Genomic DNA, 21,257 nt, shown 5'->3' with positions numbered 1-21,257 from the left:
GGAGAGTTATAGAGACCGAAAGGTATCGATAACGCCGCTTCTTTTACAGGAAAAGCCGCCGTTTGTCCCTGCGGTTCGTCAGCTAGACGGCCTGGGGCACTGATTGACCATCGGGCACCAGTTTGCCCCCACGCAGCTTTGACCACTCCTGGTCGGTAAAGTTCTCGTGGTACGATCGCTCGACATTGATGTTCCAGATGTCGTGGTTTTCGCCCACGATGTTTTTGGCGGCCAGCAGCGCCGACAGCATTGAGTGATCCTGATTGTTATAGCGGTGCATGCCGTTGCGGCCCACGGTTTGTAGATTCTCAAAGCCGCGAATGTAGTCTTCTAGCACCTGAAGATGCTGCCGGTACTCACCGTCGTACACTGGGTAGGCCTTAAATTGGCGAATCACGCAGCCGTCTTCCACATCCTCGCGCTTGACCCCCAGCCCCAGGCGAGCAATTTCTGCCGACGCCAGCTCAATCAACTGCTGGTCGGGCATTTCCCACAGGTCATCGCCTTCGCTGCAAAAATACTCCATGCCCAGGCAGGTTTTGCTGGGGTCGGGCACCATTTCGGGGCTCCAATTCTTAAAGTTTTGAATGCGCCCCACCTTAAACTCAGGGCTGTGAATGTAGAGCCAGTTGTCGGGGAAGAGATCGGGGTTGTCGATAATCAGCGACACAATTAAAAAGTCGCGATATTTGAGCCCCCGCGCCGCCGCCAGCACCTCTTCGGGGGGCAGCGGATCGAGGCGATTCAGCAGCAGAGAAATGGGCATGGAGTTGATGAAATATTCGCCCACCAGGTCAAAGGTTTGATCGCCCTGTTTCGCCACCACTTTGGTAATGCGCTTGCCCTGCCGCTCGACCCGCACTACCTCTGTGTTGAGGTGGACGGGCGAACCGTGCATATCGAGCAGATCCTGACAGCGCTCCCACATCATGCCGGGGCCAAGCCGGGGATAGTCAAACTTTTTGATCAGGCTCTTGGCATTTTGGCTGCCAAAAATGGCGTTAATCACTGCCTGCTTGAGCGACATGTTTTGAATGCGCTGGGCCGCCCAGTCGGCGCGAATCTGGCTGCACGGAATGCCCCAAACCTTTTCGGTATAGGTCTTAAAGAAAATCCGATAGAGCCGTTCGCCAAAGCAGTCGATTACCCATTCTTCAAAGGTTTCGGCCTCAAAGTCTGGGTTCATATATTTTTGCCCTTTGGCCTTGAGATAGCTAAAGAGAATCAAGGCACTGGTGACGGGGCCGAGATTTTTGAGCGTCTTCATCAGCGACAGCGGATAGTCGTAAAACTTGTTGTCATAATAAATCCGCGACAGTCGCGGCGTCTGGATAAAGTCGTCGCCCAAAATCTCTTTCCACACCGCCTGTACTTCGGTAACTTTGGTGAAAAAGCGGTGGCCGCCGATGTCAAAGCGGTAGCCTTTATAGGTTTCAGTGCGAGAAATGCCCCCCACCTTGTCGGCTTTTTCCAGCACCACCGACTTTTGTCCGTGCTTCATGAGTTCGTAGCCTGCGGTCAGACCCGCTGGCCCGCCACCAATGATCACTACAGGTAAAGACTGCATTGGTTTAACTCCAAAAAATGGGGTAACTGCACTGACTAAAAATTGAAAAAAGCTGGCCAATCAGTCGGCAAGGGTCGAAAATTGCCGAAACCGATAGGTCACAAAACCGTAGGCAAAGGCGGCACCGCCATAGAGAAAATAAAGCCAGTGCCAGGGAATCACCCGTAGGGCAAACAGCGGCCCGCGCTTGTACCAAAAGAAGCGATAAACCCGCTGGTTGATGATCAGCAGCCCGACCATAATGGCAACGGCAACAATCCACAAAAAGGGTTCAACCCAGCCCCCCACTAGGCAGCCCAGGGCCGCAAAGGTGAGCACTACGCTGAGGCGGTTGGTGCGATCGAGGTTGAGGTCGTTCATTGGTTGCCCCTGGCTGAGAATGAGTTCTGCCCAGGGCAGGGCGCGATAAAAAATCTCGGCCCGCAGCAGCGAGACCGGCTCCCAGCATTTCAGGTGCTTGACTTGAATGTGCTTGCACAGGCGAATGGTGTAGCCTGCCCGCCGCAGCCGGTAGCCCAGCTCAATGTCTTCGACGCAGGGCTTGAGATAGCGCTCGTCAAAGCCGCCCACGGCATTAAACGCCTCAGTGCGAATGGCCCCGCAGGCTCCCCAAAAGGTCGAAGCCTTTTCGGATGCCACCTGGTGGGTGTAGTGGTGAAACAGATTTTTGTACTGCGAGAGAAAATTAGCGGCACCCGGTTCGTCGTCGTAGGAGCCAATCAGCGCTGCTAGATTGACATCTTTTTGAAAGGCCGTTTCGATATCGAGGATAGTGTCTTGAGCAATGGTGACATCGGCATCAACAAAGAACAGAATGTCTCCCTGGACCATAGACGCCCCTCGGTTGCGGGCGCGGGCTGGCCCACCCGCAGAGTCGTAGCGAAACACCTTAGCGCCAAACTCTTTTGCCACTTCCCATGAACCGTCGGTGTCGCCATCGGCAACCACGATCACCTCATCAGGCTGTCGGCTGGATTGTTTCAGGCTCTCAAGGCAGCAGCGGAAGTTTTCGCCGCCGTTATGCACAGGAATAATGACAGAAATGTTGAATCTTGATGCATGGCCTGGGCTGAAATTCATGAACCAATTATTCCTAAGAGCAAGTGCTTCACCCTACAAAAAATGTGATTATGCAGGGGACTAATTCGCTAACTATTCTCGAAATAGGGAGCATTCATTAGCAAGATCTAGTGCCTTTATTGATTTATTAAACAACTTCAGAAAAGCTTATTATGTCTGGCTTTTTTTAAGGCTTGGAGATGGTTCAAAGCGCTCTTGACAGAAAAGTTATCACGGTCATTTTACAAGAATCATGAAAAAATTCTCATCTTTACACTTCCTTTATAATTATTTTTTTGCAGGAGATTATCTAAATCTCTATCTTCAGATGGGTGTCAAGACTGAGACTAAAATGCACTAAGATTGTTCCTGAGTGAAGCTTGAAGTATTAAGAAATACAAAAAATACGTGTTCCTTAATACATGATTGGTTTTGTGAGATCTGGCTGTAACTGTTGCGATCGCACTCAAATTAGTCTGCTCGCTAGGGTTGTGCGATGGCAAAAACCTCGTTAGCCTGAGACTGTTCTGACTGTGCAGACCGCTATGCCCACTGGAGTCCTCTGTGCGATCGCCTATGCTGCCCTCTCTGCGATCGGCGGCCTGATGGGGTATGCCCAAGCCCGCAGCCAGGCGTCATTATTCACTGGGTTGGTGAGCGCTGTCCTACTGCTGACTGGCTCCTGGCTGTGGCAGGCTGGCTCGGCTGGCGGAGCGGGCATGGCGATGGGCGTTACAGCGTCCCTAGTGTTTATTTTCGTTCGCCGCTGGATGCAGACCCGCAAAGCCATGCCCGCCGCCATCATGATTGTGGCGGGGGTGCTGGCATTCGTGGGTATGGGGCTATCGCTGTTTGGCGTTATCTAGGCGATCGGAGGGCCGGGCTTGTGTCCTGGATATCTGTTACCCAACCTGTCAGTAATTTCGCGGAATTTAAAGAGAGTTTGTAGAGTTAGGCGAATTTTGGGAACCTGACGGGTCGGTCGGTCGTCTCAGCAAGTCCTCAGCAGAAACCCCTTCGGTTTGGTTGCCAAATCGCCACAGAGCGGCGGCGGCCTCAGCCTGGGTAACGCCTTTCTGGGGCTGAAACAGGGTGGTATAGCCAAAGGCACGGCGAATATTGGCAAAATCGCCGTTTTGGTGATCGGCTAGCACCGCCCGCATCGCCAACGGCTCAATCTTAGCGGCATCTTGAAAGCCCCAGGTGGTGGCTACCGCGTCGGCAGCAGCAGTCGGCAGCGGCGCGCGTGAATCGAGGGGCACCTTCCACAGTACTAGGGTTTCGCGGGTGAGGGGTGCATCGGGCCGAAAGGTGACGGCGGTGGCATTGCCAGTCTTGGCACTGGGAATAATTCCCGCTTCGGCTAACCCCTGAATGGCGGCAAAGTAGGGGTGCGAAGCGGGCACATCCTGAAAAGCAGGGGTGGTGCCAGCGGCGGCGGGGCGTAGGCGCTTGGCCGGTACGTCTTGATAGAACCGGTTGTTGGCAGTGAGCAGCCAGTGGGCAAACTCACCCCGCGTAATGGCTTGGTTAGGGGCGAACTCGGGCTCTACTGCGGTGCCAGCGGCTGTTGGACGCGCTGACTCGACAATCCCAAGGGCTAGCCAGTTTTGTACATAGGGGCGCAGGTCTTCGGGCACTTCGGCCAGGGTTGTGGCGCTGTCCTCGGGTGAGGATTCTGGCTCTGGGGGTTCGGCCTCGGCGGCGTCAGGGATCTCGGCGGCTGGGTCAGCCGGGGCGGGTTCGGCCTCTGCCGCCGGGGTTTCAGGCTCTTCACCAGTGAATATAGGCCGATCTTGCAGTTGCGGATCGGCCTCTAGGGACTGCTCTAGGGAACTGCCCGCACAACCGGCGACCAGCAGCAGACTCAGCCCAGATACCATGACCGTGAGACGCAGTGCAGCAGACAAGGGGCAACCTCCTTAGCGGGGAAAAATCGATGCAGTACCTACACAGCGTATTTTAAGACAGCGCCCGTGGCCTCTGCTGGCTACGCTGTGCCACCCCCTGAGAACCCCGTTGGGAACCTGTCTATGCTGCCCCGACCGCTGATTATTGACTGTGACCCTGGGGTTGACGATGCGATCGCTCTCCTCCTCGCTTTCGCCTCCCCCGCCGAGTTCGACCTGCTGGGTATCACCACCGTGGCGGGCAACGTGCCGCTGGCGCTCACCCAGGCCAATGCTCGCCGCATCTGCCACTTGGCCCAGCGCACCGATGTGCCGGTATATGCGGGGTGCCCTAGGCCGCTGCTGCGATCGCTGACCACCGCCGAAGATATCCACGGCGCAACCGGCTTGCAGGGGACTGATCTGCCCGAACCCACCCTGCCACTGCAATCACAGCATGCCGTCGCGTTTTTGATTGAACAGCTCACCACGACCTCGGTTCCGATTACCCTAGCTACCCTCGGCCCGCTGACCAATTTGGCTGTAGCCCTGATTCAGTGCCCCGCGATCGCCCAGGGCATTGGCCAGGTGGTGATGATGGGCGGTTCCCTAGGGGCTGGCAATATCACCCCTGCCGCCGAGTTCAATATTTATGTGGATCCCCATGCTGCCAAGGTGGTCGTCGATGCGGGCTTGCCTCTGACCATGATTGGCCTGGATGTCACCCACCAGGTTGTCACCACTCCCGATCGCCTGGCAGCGCTTGAGGCTTTGGGTACCCCCGTGGGCAAAGCCGCTGCGGGCATGCTGTGCTACTACGGCCAGCTTGATGTGGAGCGCCACGGCCTCACCGCACCACCCCTCCACGACCCCTGTGTGATCGCCTATCTGCTGCGCCCCGACCTGTTTGCCGGTCGGCCCATGTACCTGGCAATTGAAACCGAGGGCACCCTCTGCCTGGGGCGCACCGTGGCCAACGACCACCCAACTCCCACCGACCCCGCCAACGCTACCGTCATTGAAACCGCCGATGCCGACGGTATCTATGCACTTTTGATAGAACGGCTTGGGAAACTATAGTTGGGCACAAAACTTCCCCCAGCACGCTTGATAAGATAGCCCTATGGCTTACACCACCGAGCAACTCCTGGACTTTCTCGATCAGGAACTTCGCGCCACCTGGAAGGGCGAGCGGGTGGTGCTGTCCTCCGCCGATCGCATCGATAATCCGGTGCTCTCGAAGGCGATCGGGGCCGACAAGCTCAGCAAAGTGTTCGCCATTCAAGACTTTCGCGCCCAAATTCATGACTACCAGCACGAGCACGGGGTGTCGGGTTTGATGTGGCACACCTGCCGGTTTCAGGGCCGCAGCCTGCGCGTACCCGAGCTGCATCCCCAGCTAATCGCTATCCCCGCCGACAAACTGGCCCTGGTGGGGGCCAAGCCTGCCATCGTCGAGTTTTGGCGAAAATCCATCGCTGGCTTGCGCCTGTGGATCGCGGGCCACGACCCCCAACCCACCACCCTAGCCGCCGTAGAAAAACGTATTGCCGCCAGCGAATGGGCCGAGCTATCCGCCACGCGAGATGAGCTGTACCTCAGCCTGTGCTGGGGCGACCCCAAGGACTGCCACTGCGACTGGGCCAAGCCGGAATCAGGGTGCGATCGCATCATTGCCACCGCCGGAGAACCCAGCGGCATCAAGGTATGATTGGGAGTTGAATAACGCAGCTTTTCCCTAGGAGCACCCCCATGGCCATTGCCGTCGGCGTCATCGAAACCCAAACCTTTCCCGCAGTGCTGGCCGCCGCCGATGCCATGGTCAAAGCGGCCAACGTCACTGTCTCCGTGCAAGATCGCTCCGAGAGTGGGCGGCAGTTTGTGGTCATCCGTGGCCTGGTGGCCGAGGTCAAGCGCGCCATGGAAGCCGGGCTGGTCGCAGCCAAGGCCTGCCCCAACTTGGCCGAAGTCACCTCCCATGTGATCATTCCTAACCCCACCGACAACATCGACGCAATTCTGCCCATTGGCTTTACTTCAGCCTCAGAACCCTTCCGGGTATAAGCGCTACTATTACAACCCCCCCACAGTCTTTAATAAATCGACACGGCGCGATCGCTACCACCGCCCCGTACAATGAAGGTTGAATTTTTTACCCACAAAAACTTTCTCAGGAGTACAACCATGCCACAGGCTGTCGGGTCGCTCGAAACCAGAGGGTTTCCCCCGGTGCTTGCCGCCGCCGATGCGATGGTAAAAGCCGGGCGCGTTACGCTAATCGGCTACATTCGCGCCGGTAGTGCTCGCTTCGCTATCAACATTCGTGGCGACGTCTCCGAAGTCAAAGCCGCCATGGCCGCTGGGGTAGAAGCCGCCGAAAAAACCCCCGGTGGCATCCTCGAAACCTGGGTAATCATCCCCCGTCCCCACGAAAACGTGGTGGCCGTGTTGCCAATCGAATTCAACGAAGAGACCGAAATCTTCCGCCAGGCTGTCGAGCAACCCATTCTGCCAGGCTCTACCGGTCGCTAGAGCTACTTTTGGCTGGCTGTAGATGATGTCGTAGATCATCAAATCACCCAAAAATTACTCACAAAACTAAGCCCGCTAGAGAAATTTACTTTCTCTAGCGGGCTTAGTTTTGTGCTTTGTAGCTCTGGCAAAGACAATTAGTCTTCTTTTGTCAAAGCCTCTGGCTTATGAGCCGCATGGCTACCAGTTTTTTCACTTTCCACTAGGTACTGAGGACTTTCCTTAGATGCAGCAACGGTGTGACCTTTGATTTCAGTACGAGACGTTAGCTTTTCGACTATCGTACCCACGGTTTTTCCCTGGGCTGTACTCCAAGAAACTTTGTCCCCTTTTTTGAAACCTTGTTCCATGACGATCACCTGAACTCATCTATTATTCAACGATTAGTGAATACTGCCAGTGTGATGACAGTAGACCAGCCTGAGCTGAATTGGTTTTAAAGTACTAGAAAGTACTAGATGGAGCTTAGTCTGCTTAAGCTAAACGCGGTGGAGGTCGAATCATCTTCCAACGACCTAGGTCTAAGGCAGGCTGGTTCATCTACTAATCAAGCATTGGCTATAGAATTTCGCCAGAAGTGGCGTCTTCCTTCAGCTCTTTCTTAAACAGACTCAGCAAGGAAGGGGTAGCAAAGAAGCCGAAATAAATACCCAGTGCACCCGTCAGACCGTGCAGAAAAACATCGGCTCCATAGAGCGGAAAAAGCCCGAAGAAAGTGTTGGCAACCGGCACTAAACCTAGGACAGCCAGGGTCGTGTAGTAAATACCTAACTGTCCAGAGAATAAACGAGAGCTGTCTAACGCGATAGAAGCAACGATTCCCAACAAACCTGTAACGAGGTGAATAATATTGTGAGGTGTATTAACTGGAAATAGGCCCATCAAATAGCCAAATCCAGAAACAACGCCCAGCTTCTCAATCGAAGGGGGCATGCCGCCAGCCTGAGAAACTAGGGCAGGGATGAAGCCCAAAATACCTATGGCGAGGTAAACTATGCCGATAATCAATGCAAATCTTTGTGCAGCTTTCATGGTAACTCTAAGGTAAACGTCAGATAGCGGTTTTGGGTAAGCTTGCAGCAGTTTGGCAAAGCCTGTCACCACCTAGCTAGGAGTGAACCCGCAACAATTAACTAAACTTTAGGAATTTTGGTGGGTTTGAGCCTCTCTAAAGAGAAATAGTTGTCGATAGGTCATTGGGTAGAGTGAATTTTCTGGTGGGAGTTAATTCCCTGTCTACAGCATTTTTCAATAATCTTTTCTGTCGCTGCTACCAAGAAAATGCCAGTGTTGTAGAAGAATTACGATAGTTTTGAAAAGTTGGCGATCGCACCTAGCAGCAAACTTACAGACTCTCTTACACAATCGCAAAATAAGGAGTTCTCAAGCTTCCCAAATTCTTGACCCACGATGTTAAATGAATCTGAAGAACAAAAACTGCTTCAGTTTTGGAGCCTTGAAGTGTATCAGGTCTTCCCTTAAAAATTCATCGTGCTCCGCTAAGAAACCTCAACGGAGCACGATGATTTATCTAAAGCCTAAGTGACTAATACGGCTAATGATTAGTCGTCGTTAGGCAGTTCGCCATTGTCTACTCCAGGTGTCAGAGTCCGAGCGTTTTGGGGATAGATTCCGGCCATGTTCTTGACCGCATCTGCTGACTCTTCAGCAATGCGCTTCAGCTTCTTGCCAGGTTGACCTTCCAAAGCTTCGTTTTCAGCTTCCCACTGACCCATAGTGCGGGGGCGACCAACCTCTTGCGTAGGTGGTAGTTCATTAGAATAAGCGCGATTGCCAGTATTTTGCTCAGCTTTGACGCCATTAGCAGTTAGCAGAATAACCACAGCAGAGCAAACTACCGCAAACTGCTTCCAGTAAACGCGGCTCAGCATTTCCTTTAAAGCACCAAAAATATTTTTCATCACAAGTTACCTAATATCCATTCAATACGACATGCCAGTAAGCGAACTGCTTGCTGAACCTCTAGTGACACGTTAGGTAACTCGCTTAAGAAGCTTATCGCTCAAAAGGTATATCTTCACAGGTGTAAAAAATCGCTGAATGTTCTAGATGCTCATATGCCTCAACTAAAGTATCTCTCTCGAAAGAACGAGACTAAAACCTCATCATGACAGGGGAAAAGCAGCAGGAGTCGGTTCTAAGGTACTGATGTAATCCTTAGAGAGAGCTATGCCCAAGCTAAACAACTTCATTCCTGATGTGACCCACAACGATAGGGTCGAAAGACTTATCCATCAATTGTTTGAAGCACCGCTCCATAGCCAGCATTCAACCCAGTTAGTGGACAGTATTTTGGCTAGGTTAGGAGAGCAGTTGCAGTGCGATCGCGTCTTTTTATACCTGCGTTCTCCCGATACTCAGGTTGGGCGAGTGCCCTTTTGCTGGATAGAGCGGCCATCGGTACCAACCATCTATGACCCGGCGTGGAAACCGGAAGATCCCGCTTTGGCGAAGGATGACCCCATGTTTGCGGCGGCTCTTAAGGCTCAGCCCAGTGTTTTTGTAGAGGATGTGGAAACTGCTGGGCCAGAGGTGTTAAACCGCGAGTTTGAGCACCAAACCTTTGGGCATCGCGCCTTGATTCATGCTCATCTGTGCTCGGAGCAAACCCTGTGGGGCATTTTGCAGGCCTGTGTCTTTGAAGAACCCCGTGTGTGGAGCCATAGCGATCGCCAACTCATTGAGCAGGTCGTCACCCAGCTCACGCCCTTTGCCATCAACTATGTGAGGTCTGAGCCAGAGTTGGCAGCAAATAGGTAGCAGAAATCTACGGGTGAATACAGCTCGACCGTTGGCAGCCAGCATTCACCCGTAAAAGCGCTGTCTAGAAAACGGTCTGCGGCAAGGACAAAACCGCCTGTCGTTGACTAGGGGTTAGGGTCGCCAGCCCTCGGTTAGCCGCACTCAACACCGCCAGCAGCGAGGCTGTGACAATGCTGCTGTGAATGCCCACCCCGTGGATGGTGCCCTCTAACCAGTTGGCGGCGACCTCGATCAGGGCGATCGCATCGGCGTCACTGCCATGGCCAATCGCCTTTTCCTCGTAGCTATGGATCCGAATGCCTAGATTCAGCGCATCGACAAAGGCATCAATGGGGCCGTTCCCCTGGCCAGCGCGGGTGAGCCTGACGTCGTTGCATTCCAGAGTTGTGGAAATGGCCGACGGGATTTCATCGTCCTGCCAGTGGTGACTGACATACTTAAACGGCAGGTTGGCCCGCAGATACTCCTGTTCAAAGAGATCCCACAGCATCGGTGCGGTCATCTCTTTGCCGGTGGCATCCATGGCCCGCTGCACGATCTGGCTAAACTCAATCTGCAAGCGGCGGGGCAGACTGAGGTTGTAGTCACGCTCTAGCAAAAAGGCAATGCCTCCCTTGCCCGACTGGCTATTCACCCGCACCACCGATTCGTAGGATCGGCCCAGATCCGCAGGGTCGAGGGGCAGGTAGGGCATATCCCAAAGATCTTCTGGGTTGCGGGCGGCAAAGCCTTTGCGAATCGCATCTTGGTGGGAGCCTGAAAAGGCGGTAAATACCAGGTCACCCACGTAGGGATGACGGGGATGAATGGGCAACTGGGTGCAGGCTTCGACAATGCGAGCCACCTCGTTGATGCGCGAAAAATCTAGACCGGGGTGAATGCCCTGGGTGTAGAGATTGAGCGCCAGGGTGACAATATCGACATTGCCGGTGCGCTCGCCGTTGCCAAACAGACAGCCCTCGACCCGGTCGGCCCCGGCCATTTGGCCCAGCTCGGCGGCGGCGATCGCACAGCCACGATCGTTGTGGTTGTGCACGCTGAGATCCACACTGTCGCGGTAGGTTAGATGGCGGTGCATCCATTCCACCTGGTCAGCGAAGACGTTAGGGGTAGCGCTTTCGACCGTGGCGGGCAGGTTGATGATGGCTTTGCGATCGGGGGTCGGCTGCCAGACTTCCAACACCGCATTGCAGATATCCCGCGCAAACTCCAGCTCGGTTTGCGAAAATACCTCCGGCGAATATTCAAAGCGCCACTGAGTTGCCGGTCGCTCTGCCGCCAAGTCACGGATCAGCGTAGCGGCGTTTACCGCCAATGCGATCGTTGCGGTTGAGTCATTGCGAAACACCACCCGCCGAAATACCGGAGCCGTAGCGTTGTAGACATGGACGATCGCCCGCTTGGCTCCCTCAAGGGCATCAAAAGTGCGGCGAATCAAGTCTTCCCTCGCCTGGGTGAGCACCTGAATTTCCACATCGTCAGGCACGCGGTTTTCTTCGATCAGGCGGCGCACAAAGTTAAAGTCGGTTTCTGAGGCGGAGGGAAACGCCACCTCGATTTCCTTAAAGCCGATCGCCACCAGCAGCTCAAACATGCGCAGCTTTTGCTCGACAGACATGGGCTCGATCAGCGCCTGGTTGCCATCGCGCAGGTCGGTGCTCAGCCAGATTGGAGGTTTGGCGATCACCTGGCTAGGCCAAGTGCGATTGGGCAATGCGATCGGTGCAAAGGGGCGATACTTTTCGGCAGGATTGGTCAACATGGGTTTTGTCTCTAAAATTTCAGCAGTAAAAAAGTTGCCCAGTCATTGACTATGACAAGGTTGAGAAGGGGTTTAGGTGCAAGGGAGGTTTGAAGGTGCAAGGTATAGGGTCAGATGCAGACCGTAAACCCCATATCCTGTACCCAGTTGCCACCGGAATGGTAAATTGCTCGTGCAGCAAGCAGCTAAATTCCCTAGCAGTAGCTAGGTCTAGGGAAAACCTGTGACCTGGGGAGTCGAGCTATTCAGGGCATTCGCCTTTGTTTTAAAAATTAGTTGCGCCCAAGGCGCAGCAGCAACCCCAGCCCTAGGAGCAGGCTGAAGAGAGGGGCGAGGGATAGCTGCAAAGAAGACATCGACGAGCTACGGCGCAACATTGCACAACACCCGCATACTAACCGTGCGGCACAGCAGCGTCAAGAGCTGGAGCATCGCCTGGGCGAGAGCAGACTGAGGCTCTAATCGGCGGGGTTGAACCTAGGCACGGTGGTTTAATGGCGCGATCGCAACCCTGGAGGCGCTAACCGGAGGTAAGTTAACTCAAACCAGTTCATAGCGCGCGCACCACTTATTAGTGACAATAGAAGGCGGGGATCTCGCTCCTTTCGATTGGCTGATGGTTATTCAGGGCAACATCCGGCTCTCGTTAACCCAGGCTGCTGTTTTTGCTGTTAGCCCCCTGCGTCTACTGGTGCAGGGGGCTTTGTAGACCCTGTCCTCTCATTGCCCTACTGTGCTCGTGTATGACCGCTGAACCCAACTTTGTTCTTGATCTCACCCTGGCTCTGGGGTGCTCTGCCATCGGCGGCTACATTGCCCATCGTCTCAAGCAGCCGGCGCTGCTGGGCTACCTGGTTACGGGGCTGATCATTGGCCCCTTTGGTCTTGGGCTACAGACCGATGTAGAGCAAATTCAGGCCTTGGCGGAGGTAGGCATTGCCTTTTTGCTGTTTGCCCTGGGGGTCGAGTTTTCGCTGACAGAACTCAAGCGAGTCAAAGATATCGCCCTCAAGGGCAGCTTTTTGCAGATAGGACTGACCACACTGCTAGTGTGCTCAGTGTCGCTGCTGTCGGGCACAGCCAATTCTCTGCTCCAGGGCATTTTTTTGGGGCTGGTGCTGTCGCTGTCGTCTACGGCGGTGGTGCTCAAAACCCTCACCGATCGCGGCGAAACCGCCACTGTCCACGGCCAGGTGATGCTGGGTCTGCTGATTTCCCAAGACATCGCTCTGGGGCTGATGCTGGCGGTGCTGCCGGTGCTCAACCAGCCCGATGCTTTGGGGCCAGCGCTGGCGATCGCTGCGCTCAAGTTCGGGCTGTTTTTAGCCGGGGCGATCGCCCTGGGCCGCTGGGTCGTGCCCCAGCTCATTCAGCACATTGCCGCCACTGAGAGCAGCGAGTTGTTTTTGCTCACCGTGGTTGCCCTCTGCCTGAGCATTGCCTGGATCACCTCTTTCCTGGGCCTGTCGATCGCCATGGGAGCCTTTGTCGCGGGCCTGATGATTTCTGAAATTGACTACGCCGACCAGGCCCTGGGCAAGATTTTGCCTCTGCGCGACACCTTTGCCTGCCTGTTTTTTGCCTCCATCGGCATGCTGATCGACCCCCACTTAATCTTCAACGATCTGGGACGAATTTTGGAGCTGGTGGCGCTGATTATGGTGGGCAAGGCGCTGATTATTTTGCCGATTGTGCTGGGGTTTGGCTATTCGCTCAAAACGGCGGTGAGGGCGAGCTTTGGCCTCAACCAAATCGGCGAATTTTCCTTTGTGCTGGCGCTGATGGGGCTAGAGCTGGGGCTGATCAACGAGGAGCGCTACTCCCTGCTGCTGGGCACGATCGCTATTTCGCTCATGCTCACCCCGCTGTGGATTAACCTGGCCCCCAAGGTATCTGACTGGTTGCACAACCTGCCGGTGGTGAAAGACTTTCTCAACCAGGCTGAAGAACCCAAACTGTTGTCGGTACCTGGCGATATTCACGACCATGTAATTGTGGCGGGCTATGGCCGGGTGGGCGAGGTGCTGGTCAATGTGCTGCTCAGCCGAGGCTACTCGGTGCTGGTGGTCGAAAACAGCGAAACCGCGATTCAGCGCCTGCGCAACCGCCACGCGCCCCTAGTGCAAATTCCGTTTGTCTACGGCGATGCCGACAGCGAACTGGTGCTAGAGAAAACCTCGCTAGAAACCGCCAAGGCTCTGGCCATTACCCTGCCCGACCCCACGACCACCCGCCTGGTGCTGCAACGGGCGCTGCTGAGAGCCCCTGAGCTAGATATTATTGCGCGATCGCACAACAACGAAGAGATCGATGTGCTCACCCAGCTCGGGGCCAGGGAAGTGGTGCAGCCCGAGTTTGAGGCAGCCCTAGAGCTGGGCTCGCACCTGCTCAACACCCTGGGCGAAAAGTCGGTCGAAATTCAGTCAGTGCTGGATTGGATTCGTCAGGATCGCTACCGTAGCATTCGCCCAGCGGTGCAGGTGGGCGATGGGTAAGGGGGCAGTAGATTGAAAGCCAGTTAAAGCGGCTTCAGAAGCGCTGTGGTGTGGTGGTCTAAAATGTATCTAGCCATCCCTGAGGGCAATTAAGTCAGCATGGCGCAGGCGTCTTCTCTAACTAGCGCTGATCTATTTCTGAAGCGATGGACGGTTGATGATTACCACCGCATGATTTCTGCTGGGATTTTGACCCCAGAGGATCGGGTGGAGCTTCTGGATGGTCAAATTGTTGAAATGGCACCACAAGACCCGCCTCACGCCTCTCGTATTGATGACGGGGGCGACTATCTCAAAGCGCTTTTTGCTAACCGAGCGAAGGTGCGGGTGCAACTGCCTATTACCCTGGCCCCAGGGTCTGAACCAGAACCTGATTTTGCCATTGTTCGCATCGACGAAAATCGCTACCGCGATCGCCATCCCCAGCCCCAGGATGTGCTGCTGTTAATCGAGGTGGCTGACTCGACGCTGAAGCGCGATCGCACCCACAAAGCCCAAATCTATGCAAAAGCTGGTATTGGTGAATATTGGATCGTCGATATCAAGAAACGCCAGGTCGTTGTATTGCAAGACTCCCAGAACGGTTTATATCAGTCCGAGCAAACCTTCACTGAAAACGACCAGATTGCACCACTGCTCTTGCCAGACGTTGTAGTAAACCTACGCTACTTGATTCTTTGATTCCTGTAATATGCGTTAGAAAGGTCATTCTGCTATGAGCGTTGTTATTTCAGATGAGTTGGTAGAAGCTTTTCAACTAACTCCAAGCGAATTTCGTCAAGAAATTGCTCTGCACCTGTTTCAAACTGGGCGATTGACAATAGGTTATGCCAGCCAGTTTGCCGAGGTGCCACTTAACGAATTTCGGCAATTGCTCAAACAACGCAACATCCCACTTTATATCTATGATATTGAAGATTTTGACCTAGATCTGAAAAATTTAAGGATGTTGGGTCGATTGTGATGATTTAAGGCAGAGGCTATTGCCAGCCGACAGACTTACTTTTGCAGAGAACGTTGGTGAAATCAAGTTGAGTGAGGTTTGCGACCTTCAAGGTGCAGCTAAGATATATCTGAAACTTAATGCGAGATTAATATGAGCCAGCCCGATTTGAGCCAAAATAACTTTGTCCCTGCTAGGCCACAATTTAATATTGACATGAGTGCAGTTAATGCAGTAAGTCGCCAGATGTCAGAAAAAACAGAACGTGAAAATCAAGCTATTGAATCAACGAATTTTTTGGCAGAGTTTCAGCGTTCTAATCTTGCGAGCGAGTTCGCGGAGAAATTACTGTCAAGAATCAACAGATTTGATTCTGGCTTAGATGGTGAGCATGAGGTTGGTGTAAAGCTTGTTTCATTTGGTCAGTCAGTTACATTTCATGTTTCTAATGTTGGATATTTTAACCCTAGCCTAATTTTATTTGTTGGATTAACTGAAGATGGTAATCAAGTTGAATTGATGCAACACGTTTCTCAAATCAGTTTTCTCCTTATTGCTTTGCCTAAACTTGAGCCAGATCAACCCAAGCGACCCATTGGCTTTATCCAAGAAAGCATTTGATTTCCTCGTTAGAGGAAGGAATTGGATATGGAAATCCGAATTCAAATTTATCTGCATACACTTTCGACGTTTGCTGTTTAATAGCTAATCCACACGCTGACATGCTCTAAATTAACTTCCAAATGAATAAAAGCAACTGGTTTTCTAGGGGCATCAATTTTTGTCTTAATTATTTATCGCGAACGGTATGGCAATTATTTATTTCTCTGAGCTTATTTTTAGCCGCACTTGCCTATGAGTTTTTCGGGAGCCAGCAAGCAGACATCAGTATTGACATAAAGTCTACAAACTTTACTCTGGGAGTAATCGGCTCGATTTTAGCTTTAGCAACGTCAATCTCTTTTTCTTTTATGGTTTTCTCTATTAGCCAAGCTAATAACCGAAAGCATGATTTATTTTATAGATTCAAATCCATGCTTTTTGAATTTGACAGTTTCCTGAAAGACTATCCTGCTACAGAGAGAAAAGTGAGTGAAGCTCAAGCTTTATCATGGCAACTTAAATTTATAAAGCTCAGCGAATTTCCCTTATTTGATTGGGGTGACACAATCAAGGATTTAACAACTTATTTGACAGAGGCTGAGGACTATGAGGAAGATTTAAACCTTGACAATAAAATATTAGGATATCTTGGCTTCCTTGAAGAAACTGTATCCGAAATTGGATTGATATGCATAAATCAAATAACTTCTCAAATTTATGTTGATATAGTTATAAAAATCCTTGCTTTGATTACTCTCCTCATCGTTACTCTGATCTCAGGCTATCTTAACTTAGGGACTATTCAGAATAGTGTTTTGAGTTGTTCTCCAGTATTTTTTGCTTCCTTCTCCTGTCTAATATTTTTGCAAGTTATTCGATGCTTGAAAATGGAGAGTAAGGAGATATTGAATTTTGTTGAATGGGAAAATAGCGAGGGGCTATAAGTGAAATTAAAATATGAATTCTATCTCTAATTGTCTCAACATCTACCCATCTATACCCGCTGCTATGCACCTGTCGCTTGATGATGCAAAGGCCCTAAAAGTATTGCTTTCAAGATCTTTTGTGTGGCTCACTTATAACTGCGCTGGGTGAGTTGCACATTTTCAAAGTCGAGGGTTTCGCGGTGCAGCTGGGGCGATCGCCCCTCCCCCGCATACTCCCACGCCGCCACGAAGTCAAAATGCTCGTCGTCGCGTTTCGCTTCCCCATCGGGGGTTTGATACTCCTCGCGAAAGTGCCCGCCGCACGATTCTTCCCGTTGCAGAGCGTCGCGGGCCATTAGCTCCGCTAGGTCGATAAAGTCGGCGACGCGTCCGGCAAACTCCAGGTTTTTGTTGAGGGTGTTGGCCTCGCCGGGGAGTTTGAGATTTTTCCAATACTCGGCCCGCAGGTCTTGAATCTGGGCGATCGCACTCTCCAGCCCCTCACGATTCCGCGCCATGCCCACGTTATCCCATACAATGCGGCCCAGCTCGCGGTGAAACTCCATCACCGTTTTCTCGCCCTGAATGCTCAGCAGCTTGGTAATGCGGGCCTTGGCGCTAGCTTCCGCTTCCCCAAAAGCATCGTCGTCGGTGGTCACAGTAGGCAATGACTGCCCCGCAATGTAGTCACCCAGCGTGTAGGGAATCACAAAATAGCCATCCGCCAACCCCTGCATCAGCGCACTGGCCCCCAGTCGATTCGCACCGTGGTCTGAGAAATTCGCCTCGCCCAGCACAAACAAACCAGGGATCGTGCTCATCAGGTGGTAGTCAACCCACAGACCGCCCATGGTGTAGTGCACGGCGGGGTAAATGCGCATCGGTGTCTCGTAGGGGTTCTCGCCCGAGATCCGCTGGTACATGTCGAACAGGTTGCCGTAGCGGGCGGCGATGGTGTCGCGGCCTTGGGAGGCGATCGCATCGCGAAAATCTAAATACACCGCCAGCCCCGTCTCGCCCACGCCGCGCCCCTCGTCGGTCATGGCTTTGGAATTGCGCGAGGCCACATCGCGGGGCACCAGGTTGCCAAAGGCCGGGTAGCGAGTTTCTAAGTAATAGTCGCGCTCCGCGTCGGGGATGTCTTCGGGATGGCGTGCATCCCCAGCCTTTAGCGGCACCCACACCCGCCCGTCGTTGCGCAACCCCTCGCTCATCAGCGTCAGCTTCGACTGATAATCGCCCGACACCGGAATGCAGGTGGGGTGAATCTGCGTATAGCAGGGGTTAGCAAAGTAGGCCCCCCGTCGATGGCAGCGCCAGGCCGCCGTCACGTTGGAATTCTTGGCATTAGTCGAGAGATAATAGACATTGCCGTAGCCCCCCGTACACAGCAGCACCGCATCCCCGGCGTAGCGCTCCAACTCCCCCGTCACCAGGTTGCGCACGACAATGCCCCGCGCCTTACCGTCGGCGACCACCAGCTCCAGCATTTCGCGGCGGGCGTAGACCTCAATCTTCCCCGCCTGCACCATGCGCATCATGGCGCTGTAGGCCCCCAGGAGTAATTGCTGCCCCGTCTGCCCTTTAGCGTAGAAGGTGCGCGACACCTGGGCACCGCCAAACGATCGATTGTCGAGCAGGCCTCCGTATTCCCGCGCAAAGGGCACACCCTGGGCCACGCACTGATCGATAATGCCGCTGCTGATCTCGGCTAGGCGATGCACATTGGCTTCGCGAGAGCGGTAGTCGCCGCCCTTGATGGTGTCGTAAAACAGCCGCCACACGCTGTCGCCGTCGTTGGGATAGTTTTTGGTGGCGTTGATGCCCCCCTGGGCGGCAATGCTGTGGGCGCGCCGGGGCGAGTCTTGAATGCAAAAGCTTTTGACGTTGTAGCCCAGCTCGGCCAGGGTGGCCGCTGCCGAAGCCCCCGCTAACCCGGTGCCGACGACCAAAATGGTGTGCTTGGCCTTATTTTTGGGGCTGACCAGTCGGCAGTGATCTTTAAAGTCGCTCCATTTTTGGTTCAGCGGGCCAGCGGGAATGTGAGGGTCGAGCATGGGGATGTGGGGAAGATGAGGCGCGGCGTATGCCCTCATTTTAGACTTGTCTGCATCTACGCAGTGCTTACAACCTGTAGGTTGGGTTGAGCTGGCGAAACTCAACACCTACCGTTAAGTCAGTTTCCCACATGCCTATCCCAGGCTGGACTGATAGATCATGCTGATGCAATATTGCCGTGCCACCATCTCTTCAAGAAAAAGAAGTTGGTGGGTTTATGGCGAGGTTTGTTGATCGGGAAAGGCTGGTGCGGAGTGAGTATGTGTTGGGTTACTCTGCGAGAAGGCAAAGCCTACGCGCTCTCAACCCACCTACAGCAGAGAATGCGATCGCACTGCGGCGGCGGATTGATTACTCTTAACATAGTTGTCAGCTCGAATTTTCACGAAGGATACAAACTTTATTAGCTGACTAAAACATTGAAATTTTCTTAGTTCTTTCATGCTAATAATTTCATGCTTTTTATTTTTTGACTAATTTTCATCCCAGATTCGATAGCATACTCAAATAAAGACTTCAGTTCTGACAAATGTGAGATAACTACTTCTGGGTCTGCATCGTAGAATTCTGATTCATTAATTACGTCTAAATCTTCTAGAACTGCTGTCATGATTGTGTAAAGCTCAACAATCATTTCAGGCAAGGGGCAAGGTAGTATGCCAATCTTATCTAAGTTCTCGTCATAGACATTGAAATACTTTCGTGTTACTCGCATTTGATACGTAATTCTTTTGCCTGACTTCAGGTCGTTAATTGCATTCTTAATTCCCTGGATATACTGCCGCTTCTGGACTATTCCTATTAGTGCCTGTATTTCTCCGTGGAAGGCAGAAGCTAAACTTTTTCTTTCAAGATGTCTTTGTCTTTGTTGAATAAGGACACTGCCAAGTAACCCACCAATGAATGTGAGTAGACCGCCGATAAGCGTTTGAAAAAGTGGAATATAGTCTTTGAGTGCAGAGTTTGAATTCATGTATTCTCTCTTCAGTTATCTCAAGTCAACCTCGCGCTCGAAGCGCTGCTGCAAGGGCTTTGAACATTCCAGCAGCTTCATCCAGCTTCCCTAAACGATATTCAGTTAGTCCATCCTTAGGCATAAGATGGTCATGTTCTGGAAAATCATCTTGCTCACTGCCTGTAAGGTAAGGATAGTCTTTGTCATAGATTTGTAATTCTAAGCTTTCGTATGTCCAACTTTCTCCAAGTATTGATTGAAGCTTTTCAATTAAACTTGGCTCAACAATGCCAGCAACAATCTCTGCGAACATCAATACGTGTATTTGCATTGCACCTTGCAATTCATTGAGAGTGTCACCTCTACGCAAAGCACTAGAAACTTGTGTAAGTGTTGTGCCTATCTCACTAAGGTATGCAGCAACTCTTTCTCGACGTTCAGGCTCCAGTGCCTGCAAAGTGTCTGAAACACTTGCCACAGATTTCGCAACTGCTGAAATATCTCTCGCTGTATAGAGAAAACCACCACCCATGCCTTTAGTAAATCCGCTAGGTTAAGCCTTGAACCATACTAGTTTAGCGCTTAGGGAATTTTGCTGCTAAATTAACTATATCAAATTAATATTGTTTAGCCTGCTCTCTTTCTGTACGCTGCATAACACCTCTTGTCAGAGTGATTAGCCAGATCTCGAGTCAACTGTCGCTTCCTATTGAGGAACTATGCAGAAGACGTATTAGTCTATCTAGTTAAGTTGGGATGTTGTGCAGATTTTCCTCGGGCTATCTCACAAATTATGGTGTTGCAGATACCTTGAAAGAGTCTTCAATATTCCCCTGCTTCTATACGGTTGACGGGGAGCGATCGCACTAGTACACTCATCCATTAAGCCGTTTGCGCAGAACGGTGACCACACAGAACTCGAAAATCTTGGCGCTGCCGGTTGGTGCTGGAACCACCAACAGACAGCTAACCCCGCAAATCTAGACAGCAGATTGCGAGGCTAGGCTCATCGTACCCTAGCCCCCTCAGTTTGCACTTCAACTGCGGGTGGCTGGGGTTTTCGCGTTTTGTCTTCCTACACCAAAACTGGAGACAGAACCGATGTTTGAATATCTCGACCCTGACGCCTCTGGTGCGTCAAATCTTCCGCCTGCCCAGCCTGCTAAATCACATCCCCGTCCTGAGAAGGTGCGCCATATGCTCTACGGCAGCCGGGCCGCCATAGACCGCACCATCAAAATCCTCCACGCCTACGGCTACGCTGACCCCAACGACTGGAGCGACCCGCTGCCCACCGACCAACCCAACCAGTGGATGGTGATACTGACCAAGATTTTGCTGATTGAGTAGTTTCTGTCGGCGAACTCGGGTGTCTGCTGTTTTTGCCCAGTCTGGCTACAAGCGGCAGACACCCGGTTGCTAATCGCAAACTGGCACAGTGGGTTAGGGTGGGCAATGCCCACCACCCAACACATTCACTCACTATCAAACCCTTGCTATCAAGATCCGGCGTTGCTTAACGCAAGTATGATTTGCCACCCCAGCCCCCCAATTCTGGGGGGAGCCAGAGTCTCAAAGTCCCCCAAAATTGGGGGATTTAGGGGGGCATGCAGCGTCTAAAGGTTTTGCCGGTTCATTCCTCGATTCAGCAACGCCCAAAATCCCTGGTGAGAGAGGGCGTTGG

At 52.6% G+C, this 21,257-nt stretch carries 22 protein-coding genes; 12 read left to right on the top strand and 10 right to left on the bottom strand.

What is annotated here, in order from left to right; translation table 11 throughout:
• Nucleotides 1-82: 82 nt before the first annotated feature.
• Together H6G07_RS11765 and H6G07_RS11760 are read right to left on the bottom strand one after the other, a co-directional pair.
• Nucleotides 83-1,567 carry an NAD(P)/FAD-dependent oxidoreductase gene (locus H6G07_RS11765; RefSeq protein WP_073609986.1) on the bottom strand — a complete coding sequence of 495 codons (1,485 nt, stop codon included), beginning with the start codon at nucleotides 1,565-1,567 and terminating at the stop codon, nucleotides 83-85.
• A gap of 60 nt (nucleotides 1,568-1,627) precedes the next feature.
• On the bottom strand, nucleotides 1,628-2,647 hold the full coding sequence (locus H6G07_RS11760) for a glycosyltransferase family 2 protein (protein WP_073609860.1): 1,020 nt from the start codon (nucleotides 2,645-2,647) through the stop codon (nucleotides 1,628-1,630).
• A gap of 524 nt (nucleotides 2,648-3,171) precedes the next feature.
• On the opposite strand from H6G07_RS11760, the gene H6G07_RS11755 reads away from it, so the two are divergent.
• The gene (locus H6G07_RS11755) at nucleotides 3,172-3,492 is read left to right on the top strand and encodes a TMEM14 family protein (protein WP_073609861.1); all 321 of its coding nucleotides are present in this window, start codon (nucleotides 3,172-3,174) and stop codon (nucleotides 3,490-3,492) included.
• 66 nt (nucleotides 3,493-3,558) lie between these two features.
• Here the strand turns inward: H6G07_RS11755 and H6G07_RS11750 are convergent, their stop codons facing one another.
• Complete coding sequence (locus tag H6G07_RS11750) at nucleotides 3,559-4,536, bottom strand: S-layer homology domain-containing protein (RefSeq protein WP_242026737.1); 978 nt, start codon at nucleotides 4,534-4,536, stop codon at nucleotides 3,559-3,561.
• Nucleotides 4,537-4,602: 66 nt separating this feature from the next.
• Between H6G07_RS11750 and H6G07_RS11745 the strand changes: the two genes are divergently transcribed.
• From H6G07_RS11745 to H6G07_RS11730, 4 genes are all read left to right on the top strand, one after another.
• Nucleotides 4,603-5,595 (top strand): nucleoside hydrolase, encoded by a 993-nt coding sequence (locus H6G07_RS11745; RefSeq protein ID WP_338420696.1) that lies wholly within the window; start codon nucleotides 4,603-4,605, stop codon nucleotides 5,593-5,595.
• 43 nt (nucleotides 5,596-5,638) lie between these two features.
• Nucleotides 5,639-6,226, top strand: a complete 588-nt coding sequence (locus H6G07_RS11740; protein ID WP_073609864.1) for a hypothetical protein — start codon at nucleotides 5,639-5,641, stop codon at nucleotides 6,224-6,226.
• A gap of 41 nt (nucleotides 6,227-6,267) precedes the next feature.
• Nucleotides 6,268-6,579 carry a BMC domain-containing protein gene (locus tag H6G07_RS11735; RefSeq protein WP_073609865.1) on the top strand — a complete coding sequence of 104 codons (312 nt, stop codon included), beginning with the start codon at nucleotides 6,268-6,270 and terminating at the stop codon, nucleotides 6,577-6,579.
• 120 nt (nucleotides 6,580-6,699) lie between these two features.
• Nucleotides 6,700-7,047, top strand: a complete 348-nt coding sequence (locus tag H6G07_RS11730; protein WP_073609987.1) for a carbon dioxide-concentrating mechanism protein CcmK — start codon at nucleotides 6,700-6,702, stop codon at nucleotides 7,045-7,047.
• Between the two features lie 137 nt (nucleotides 7,048-7,184).
• Here H6G07_RS11730 and H6G07_RS11725 read toward each other — a convergent pair whose 3' ends face one another.
• From H6G07_RS11725 to H6G07_RS11715, 3 genes are all read right to left on the bottom strand, one after another.
• Nucleotides 7,185-7,397, bottom strand: a complete 213-nt coding sequence (locus H6G07_RS11725; protein ID WP_073609866.1) for a hypervirulence associated TUDOR domain-containing protein — start codon at nucleotides 7,395-7,397, stop codon at nucleotides 7,185-7,187.
• 208 nt (nucleotides 7,398-7,605) lie between these two features.
• Nucleotides 7,606-8,079 carry a DUF4383 domain-containing protein gene (locus tag H6G07_RS11720; protein WP_073609867.1) on the bottom strand — a complete coding sequence of 158 codons (474 nt, stop codon included), beginning with the start codon at nucleotides 8,077-8,079 and terminating at the stop codon, nucleotides 7,606-7,608.
• 530 nt (nucleotides 8,080-8,609) lie between these two features.
• Nucleotides 8,610-8,969 carry a hypothetical protein gene (locus H6G07_RS11715; protein WP_073609868.1) on the bottom strand — a complete coding sequence of 120 codons (360 nt, stop codon included), beginning with the start codon at nucleotides 8,967-8,969 and terminating at the stop codon, nucleotides 8,610-8,612.
• A gap of 268 nt (nucleotides 8,970-9,237) precedes the next feature.
• On the opposite strand from H6G07_RS11715, the gene H6G07_RS11710 reads away from it, so the two are divergent.
• Nucleotides 9,238-9,828 (top strand): GAF domain-containing protein, encoded by a 591-nt coding sequence (locus H6G07_RS11710; protein WP_084173379.1) that lies wholly within the window; start codon nucleotides 9,238-9,240, stop codon nucleotides 9,826-9,828.
• Nucleotides 9,829-9,892: 64 nt separating this feature from the next.
• Here H6G07_RS11710 and leuA read toward each other — a convergent pair whose 3' ends face one another.
• Nucleotides 9,893-11,593, bottom strand: coding sequence for a 2-isopropylmalate synthase (gene leuA / locus H6G07_RS11705; protein WP_073609869.1), 1,701 nt, complete (start codon nucleotides 11,591-11,593; stop codon nucleotides 9,893-9,895).
• Nucleotides 11,594-12,336: 743 nt separating this feature from the next.
• Here leuA and H6G07_RS11700 point away from each other — a divergent pair.
• The 5 genes from H6G07_RS11700 to H6G07_RS11680 all read left to right on the top strand — a co-directional run bounded on the left by H6G07_RS11700 (nucleotide 12,337) and on the right by H6G07_RS11680 (nucleotide 16,578).
• Complete coding sequence (locus H6G07_RS11700) at nucleotides 12,337-14,088, top strand: cation:proton antiporter (protein ID WP_073609870.1); 1,752 nt, start codon at nucleotides 12,337-12,339, stop codon at nucleotides 14,086-14,088.
• Nucleotides 14,089-14,187: 99 nt separating this feature from the next.
• The gene (locus tag H6G07_RS11695; protein ID WP_073609871.1) at nucleotides 14,188-14,769 is read left to right on the top strand and encodes a Uma2 family endonuclease; all 582 of its coding nucleotides are present in this window, start codon (nucleotides 14,188-14,190) and stop codon (nucleotides 14,767-14,769) included.
• A 34-nt stretch (nucleotides 14,770-14,803) separates the two neighbouring features.
• A complete protein-coding gene (locus H6G07_RS11690; RefSeq protein ID WP_073609872.1) occupies nucleotides 14,804-15,052 on the top strand; it encodes a UPF0175 family protein in 249 nt (82 codons plus the stop codon).
• Nucleotides 15,053-15,184: 132 nt separating this feature from the next.
• Nucleotides 15,185-15,652: a DUF6173 family protein gene (locus H6G07_RS11685; protein ID WP_199312040.1), complete on the top strand. Its 468-nt coding sequence runs from the start codon at nucleotides 15,185-15,187 to the stop codon at nucleotides 15,650-15,652.
• A gap of 122 nt (nucleotides 15,653-15,774) precedes the next feature.
• Nucleotides 15,775-16,578, top strand: a complete 804-nt coding sequence (locus H6G07_RS11680) for a hypothetical protein (protein ID WP_073609873.1) — start codon at nucleotides 15,775-15,777, stop codon at nucleotides 16,576-16,578.
• A 128-nt stretch (nucleotides 16,579-16,706) separates the two neighbouring features.
• Here H6G07_RS11680 and H6G07_RS11675 read toward each other — a convergent pair whose 3' ends face one another.
• The 3 genes from H6G07_RS11675 to H6G07_RS11665 all read right to left on the bottom strand — a co-directional run bounded on the left by H6G07_RS11675 (nucleotide 16,707) and on the right by H6G07_RS11665 (nucleotide 20,105).
• A complete protein-coding gene (locus tag H6G07_RS11675) occupies nucleotides 16,707-18,617 on the bottom strand; it encodes a fumarate reductase/succinate dehydrogenase flavoprotein subunit (RefSeq protein ID WP_073609874.1) in 1,911 nt (636 codons plus the stop codon).
• Nucleotides 18,618-19,057: 440 nt separating this feature from the next.
• Nucleotides 19,058-19,591 (bottom strand): hypothetical protein, encoded by a 534-nt coding sequence (locus H6G07_RS11670; protein ID WP_073609875.1) that lies wholly within the window; start codon nucleotides 19,589-19,591, stop codon nucleotides 19,058-19,060.
• Between the two features lie 25 nt (nucleotides 19,592-19,616).
• Nucleotides 19,617-20,105 carry a hypothetical protein gene (locus H6G07_RS11665; protein ID WP_073609876.1) on the bottom strand — a complete coding sequence of 163 codons (489 nt, stop codon included), beginning with the start codon at nucleotides 20,103-20,105 and terminating at the stop codon, nucleotides 19,617-19,619.
• Nucleotides 20,106-20,674: 569 nt separating this feature from the next.
• Here H6G07_RS11665 and H6G07_RS11660 point away from each other — a divergent pair.
• A complete protein-coding gene (locus H6G07_RS11660) occupies nucleotides 20,675-20,923 on the top strand; it encodes a hypothetical protein (protein WP_073609877.1) in 249 nt (82 codons plus the stop codon).
• Nucleotides 20,924-21,257 lie beyond the last annotated feature (334 nt).

Origin of the sequence: Phormidium tenue FACHB-1052, from assembly GCF_014696675.1 — a bacterium.
Lineage (GTDB): Bacteria > Cyanobacteriota > Cyanobacteriia > Phormidesmidales > Phormidesmidaceae > Nodosilinea > Nodosilinea tenuis_A.
This window is presented reverse-complemented; position numbering and strand designations above follow the sequence as displayed.

Bases quoted from the DNA above. Each gene is read 5' to 3' on its own strand.
- H6G07_RS11740 (WP_073609864.1), top strand. From the start codon at position 5,639: ATGGCTTACACCACCGAGCAACTCCTGGACTTTCTCGATCAGGAACTT.
- H6G07_RS11720 (WP_073609867.1), bottom strand. From the start codon at position 8,079: ATGAAAGCTGCACAAAGATTTGCATTGATTATCGGCATAGTTTACCTC.
- H6G07_RS11675 (WP_073609874.1), bottom strand. From the start codon at position 18,617: ATGCTCGACCCTCACATTCCCGCTGGCCCGCTGAACCAAAAATGGAGC.
- H6G07_RS11760 (WP_073609860.1), bottom strand. From the start codon at position 2,647: ATGAATTTCAGCCCAGGCCATGCATCAAGATTCAACATTTCTGTCATT.
- leuA (WP_073609869.1), bottom strand. From the start codon at position 11,593: ATGTTGACCAATCCTGCCGAAAAGTATCGCCCCTTTGCACCGATCGCA.
- H6G07_RS11700 (WP_073609870.1), top strand. From the start codon at position 12,337: ATGACCGCTGAACCCAACTTTGTTCTTGATCTCACCCTGGCTCTGGGG.
- H6G07_RS11735 (WP_073609865.1), top strand. From the start codon at position 6,268: ATGGCCATTGCCGTCGGCGTCATCGAAACCCAAACCTTTCCCGCAGTG.
- H6G07_RS11715 (WP_073609868.1), bottom strand. From the start codon at position 8,969: ATGAAAAATATTTTTGGTGCTTTAAAGGAAATGCTGAGCCGCGTTTAC.
- H6G07_RS11690 (WP_073609872.1), top strand. From the start codon at position 14,804: ATGAGCGTTGTTATTTCAGATGAGTTGGTAGAAGCTTTTCAACTAACT.
- H6G07_RS11730 (WP_073609987.1), top strand. From the start codon at position 6,700: ATGCCACAGGCTGTCGGGTCGCTCGAAACCAGAGGGTTTCCCCCGGTG.
- H6G07_RS11685 (WP_199312040.1), top strand. From the start codon at position 15,185: ATGAGCCAGCCCGATTTGAGCCAAAATAACTTTGTCCCTGCTAGGCCA.
- H6G07_RS11660 (WP_073609877.1), top strand. From the start codon at position 20,675: ATGTTTGAATATCTCGACCCTGACGCCTCTGGTGCGTCAAATCTTCCG.
- H6G07_RS11725 (WP_073609866.1), bottom strand. From the start codon at position 7,397: ATGGAACAAGGTTTCAAAAAAGGGGACAAAGTTTCTTGGAGTACAGCC.
- H6G07_RS11665 (WP_073609876.1), bottom strand. From the start codon at position 20,105: ATGGGTGGTGGTTTTCTCTATACAGCGAGAGATATTTCAGCAGTTGCG.
- H6G07_RS11710 (WP_084173379.1), top strand. From the start codon at position 9,238: ATGCCCAAGCTAAACAACTTCATTCCTGATGTGACCCACAACGATAGG.
- H6G07_RS11680 (WP_073609873.1), top strand. From the start codon at position 15,775: ATGAATAAAAGCAACTGGTTTTCTAGGGGCATCAATTTTTGTCTTAAT.
- H6G07_RS11755 (WP_073609861.1), top strand. From the start codon at position 3,172: ATGCCCACTGGAGTCCTCTGTGCGATCGCCTATGCTGCCCTCTCTGCG.
- H6G07_RS11765 (WP_073609986.1), bottom strand. From the start codon at position 1,567: ATGCAGTCTTTACCTGTAGTGATCATTGGTGGCGGGCCAGCGGGTCTG.
- H6G07_RS11670 (WP_073609875.1), bottom strand. From the start codon at position 19,591: ATGAATTCAAACTCTGCACTCAAAGACTATATTCCACTTTTTCAAACG.
- H6G07_RS11695 (WP_073609871.1), top strand. From the start codon at position 14,188: ATGGCGCAGGCGTCTTCTCTAACTAGCGCTGATCTATTTCTGAAGCGA.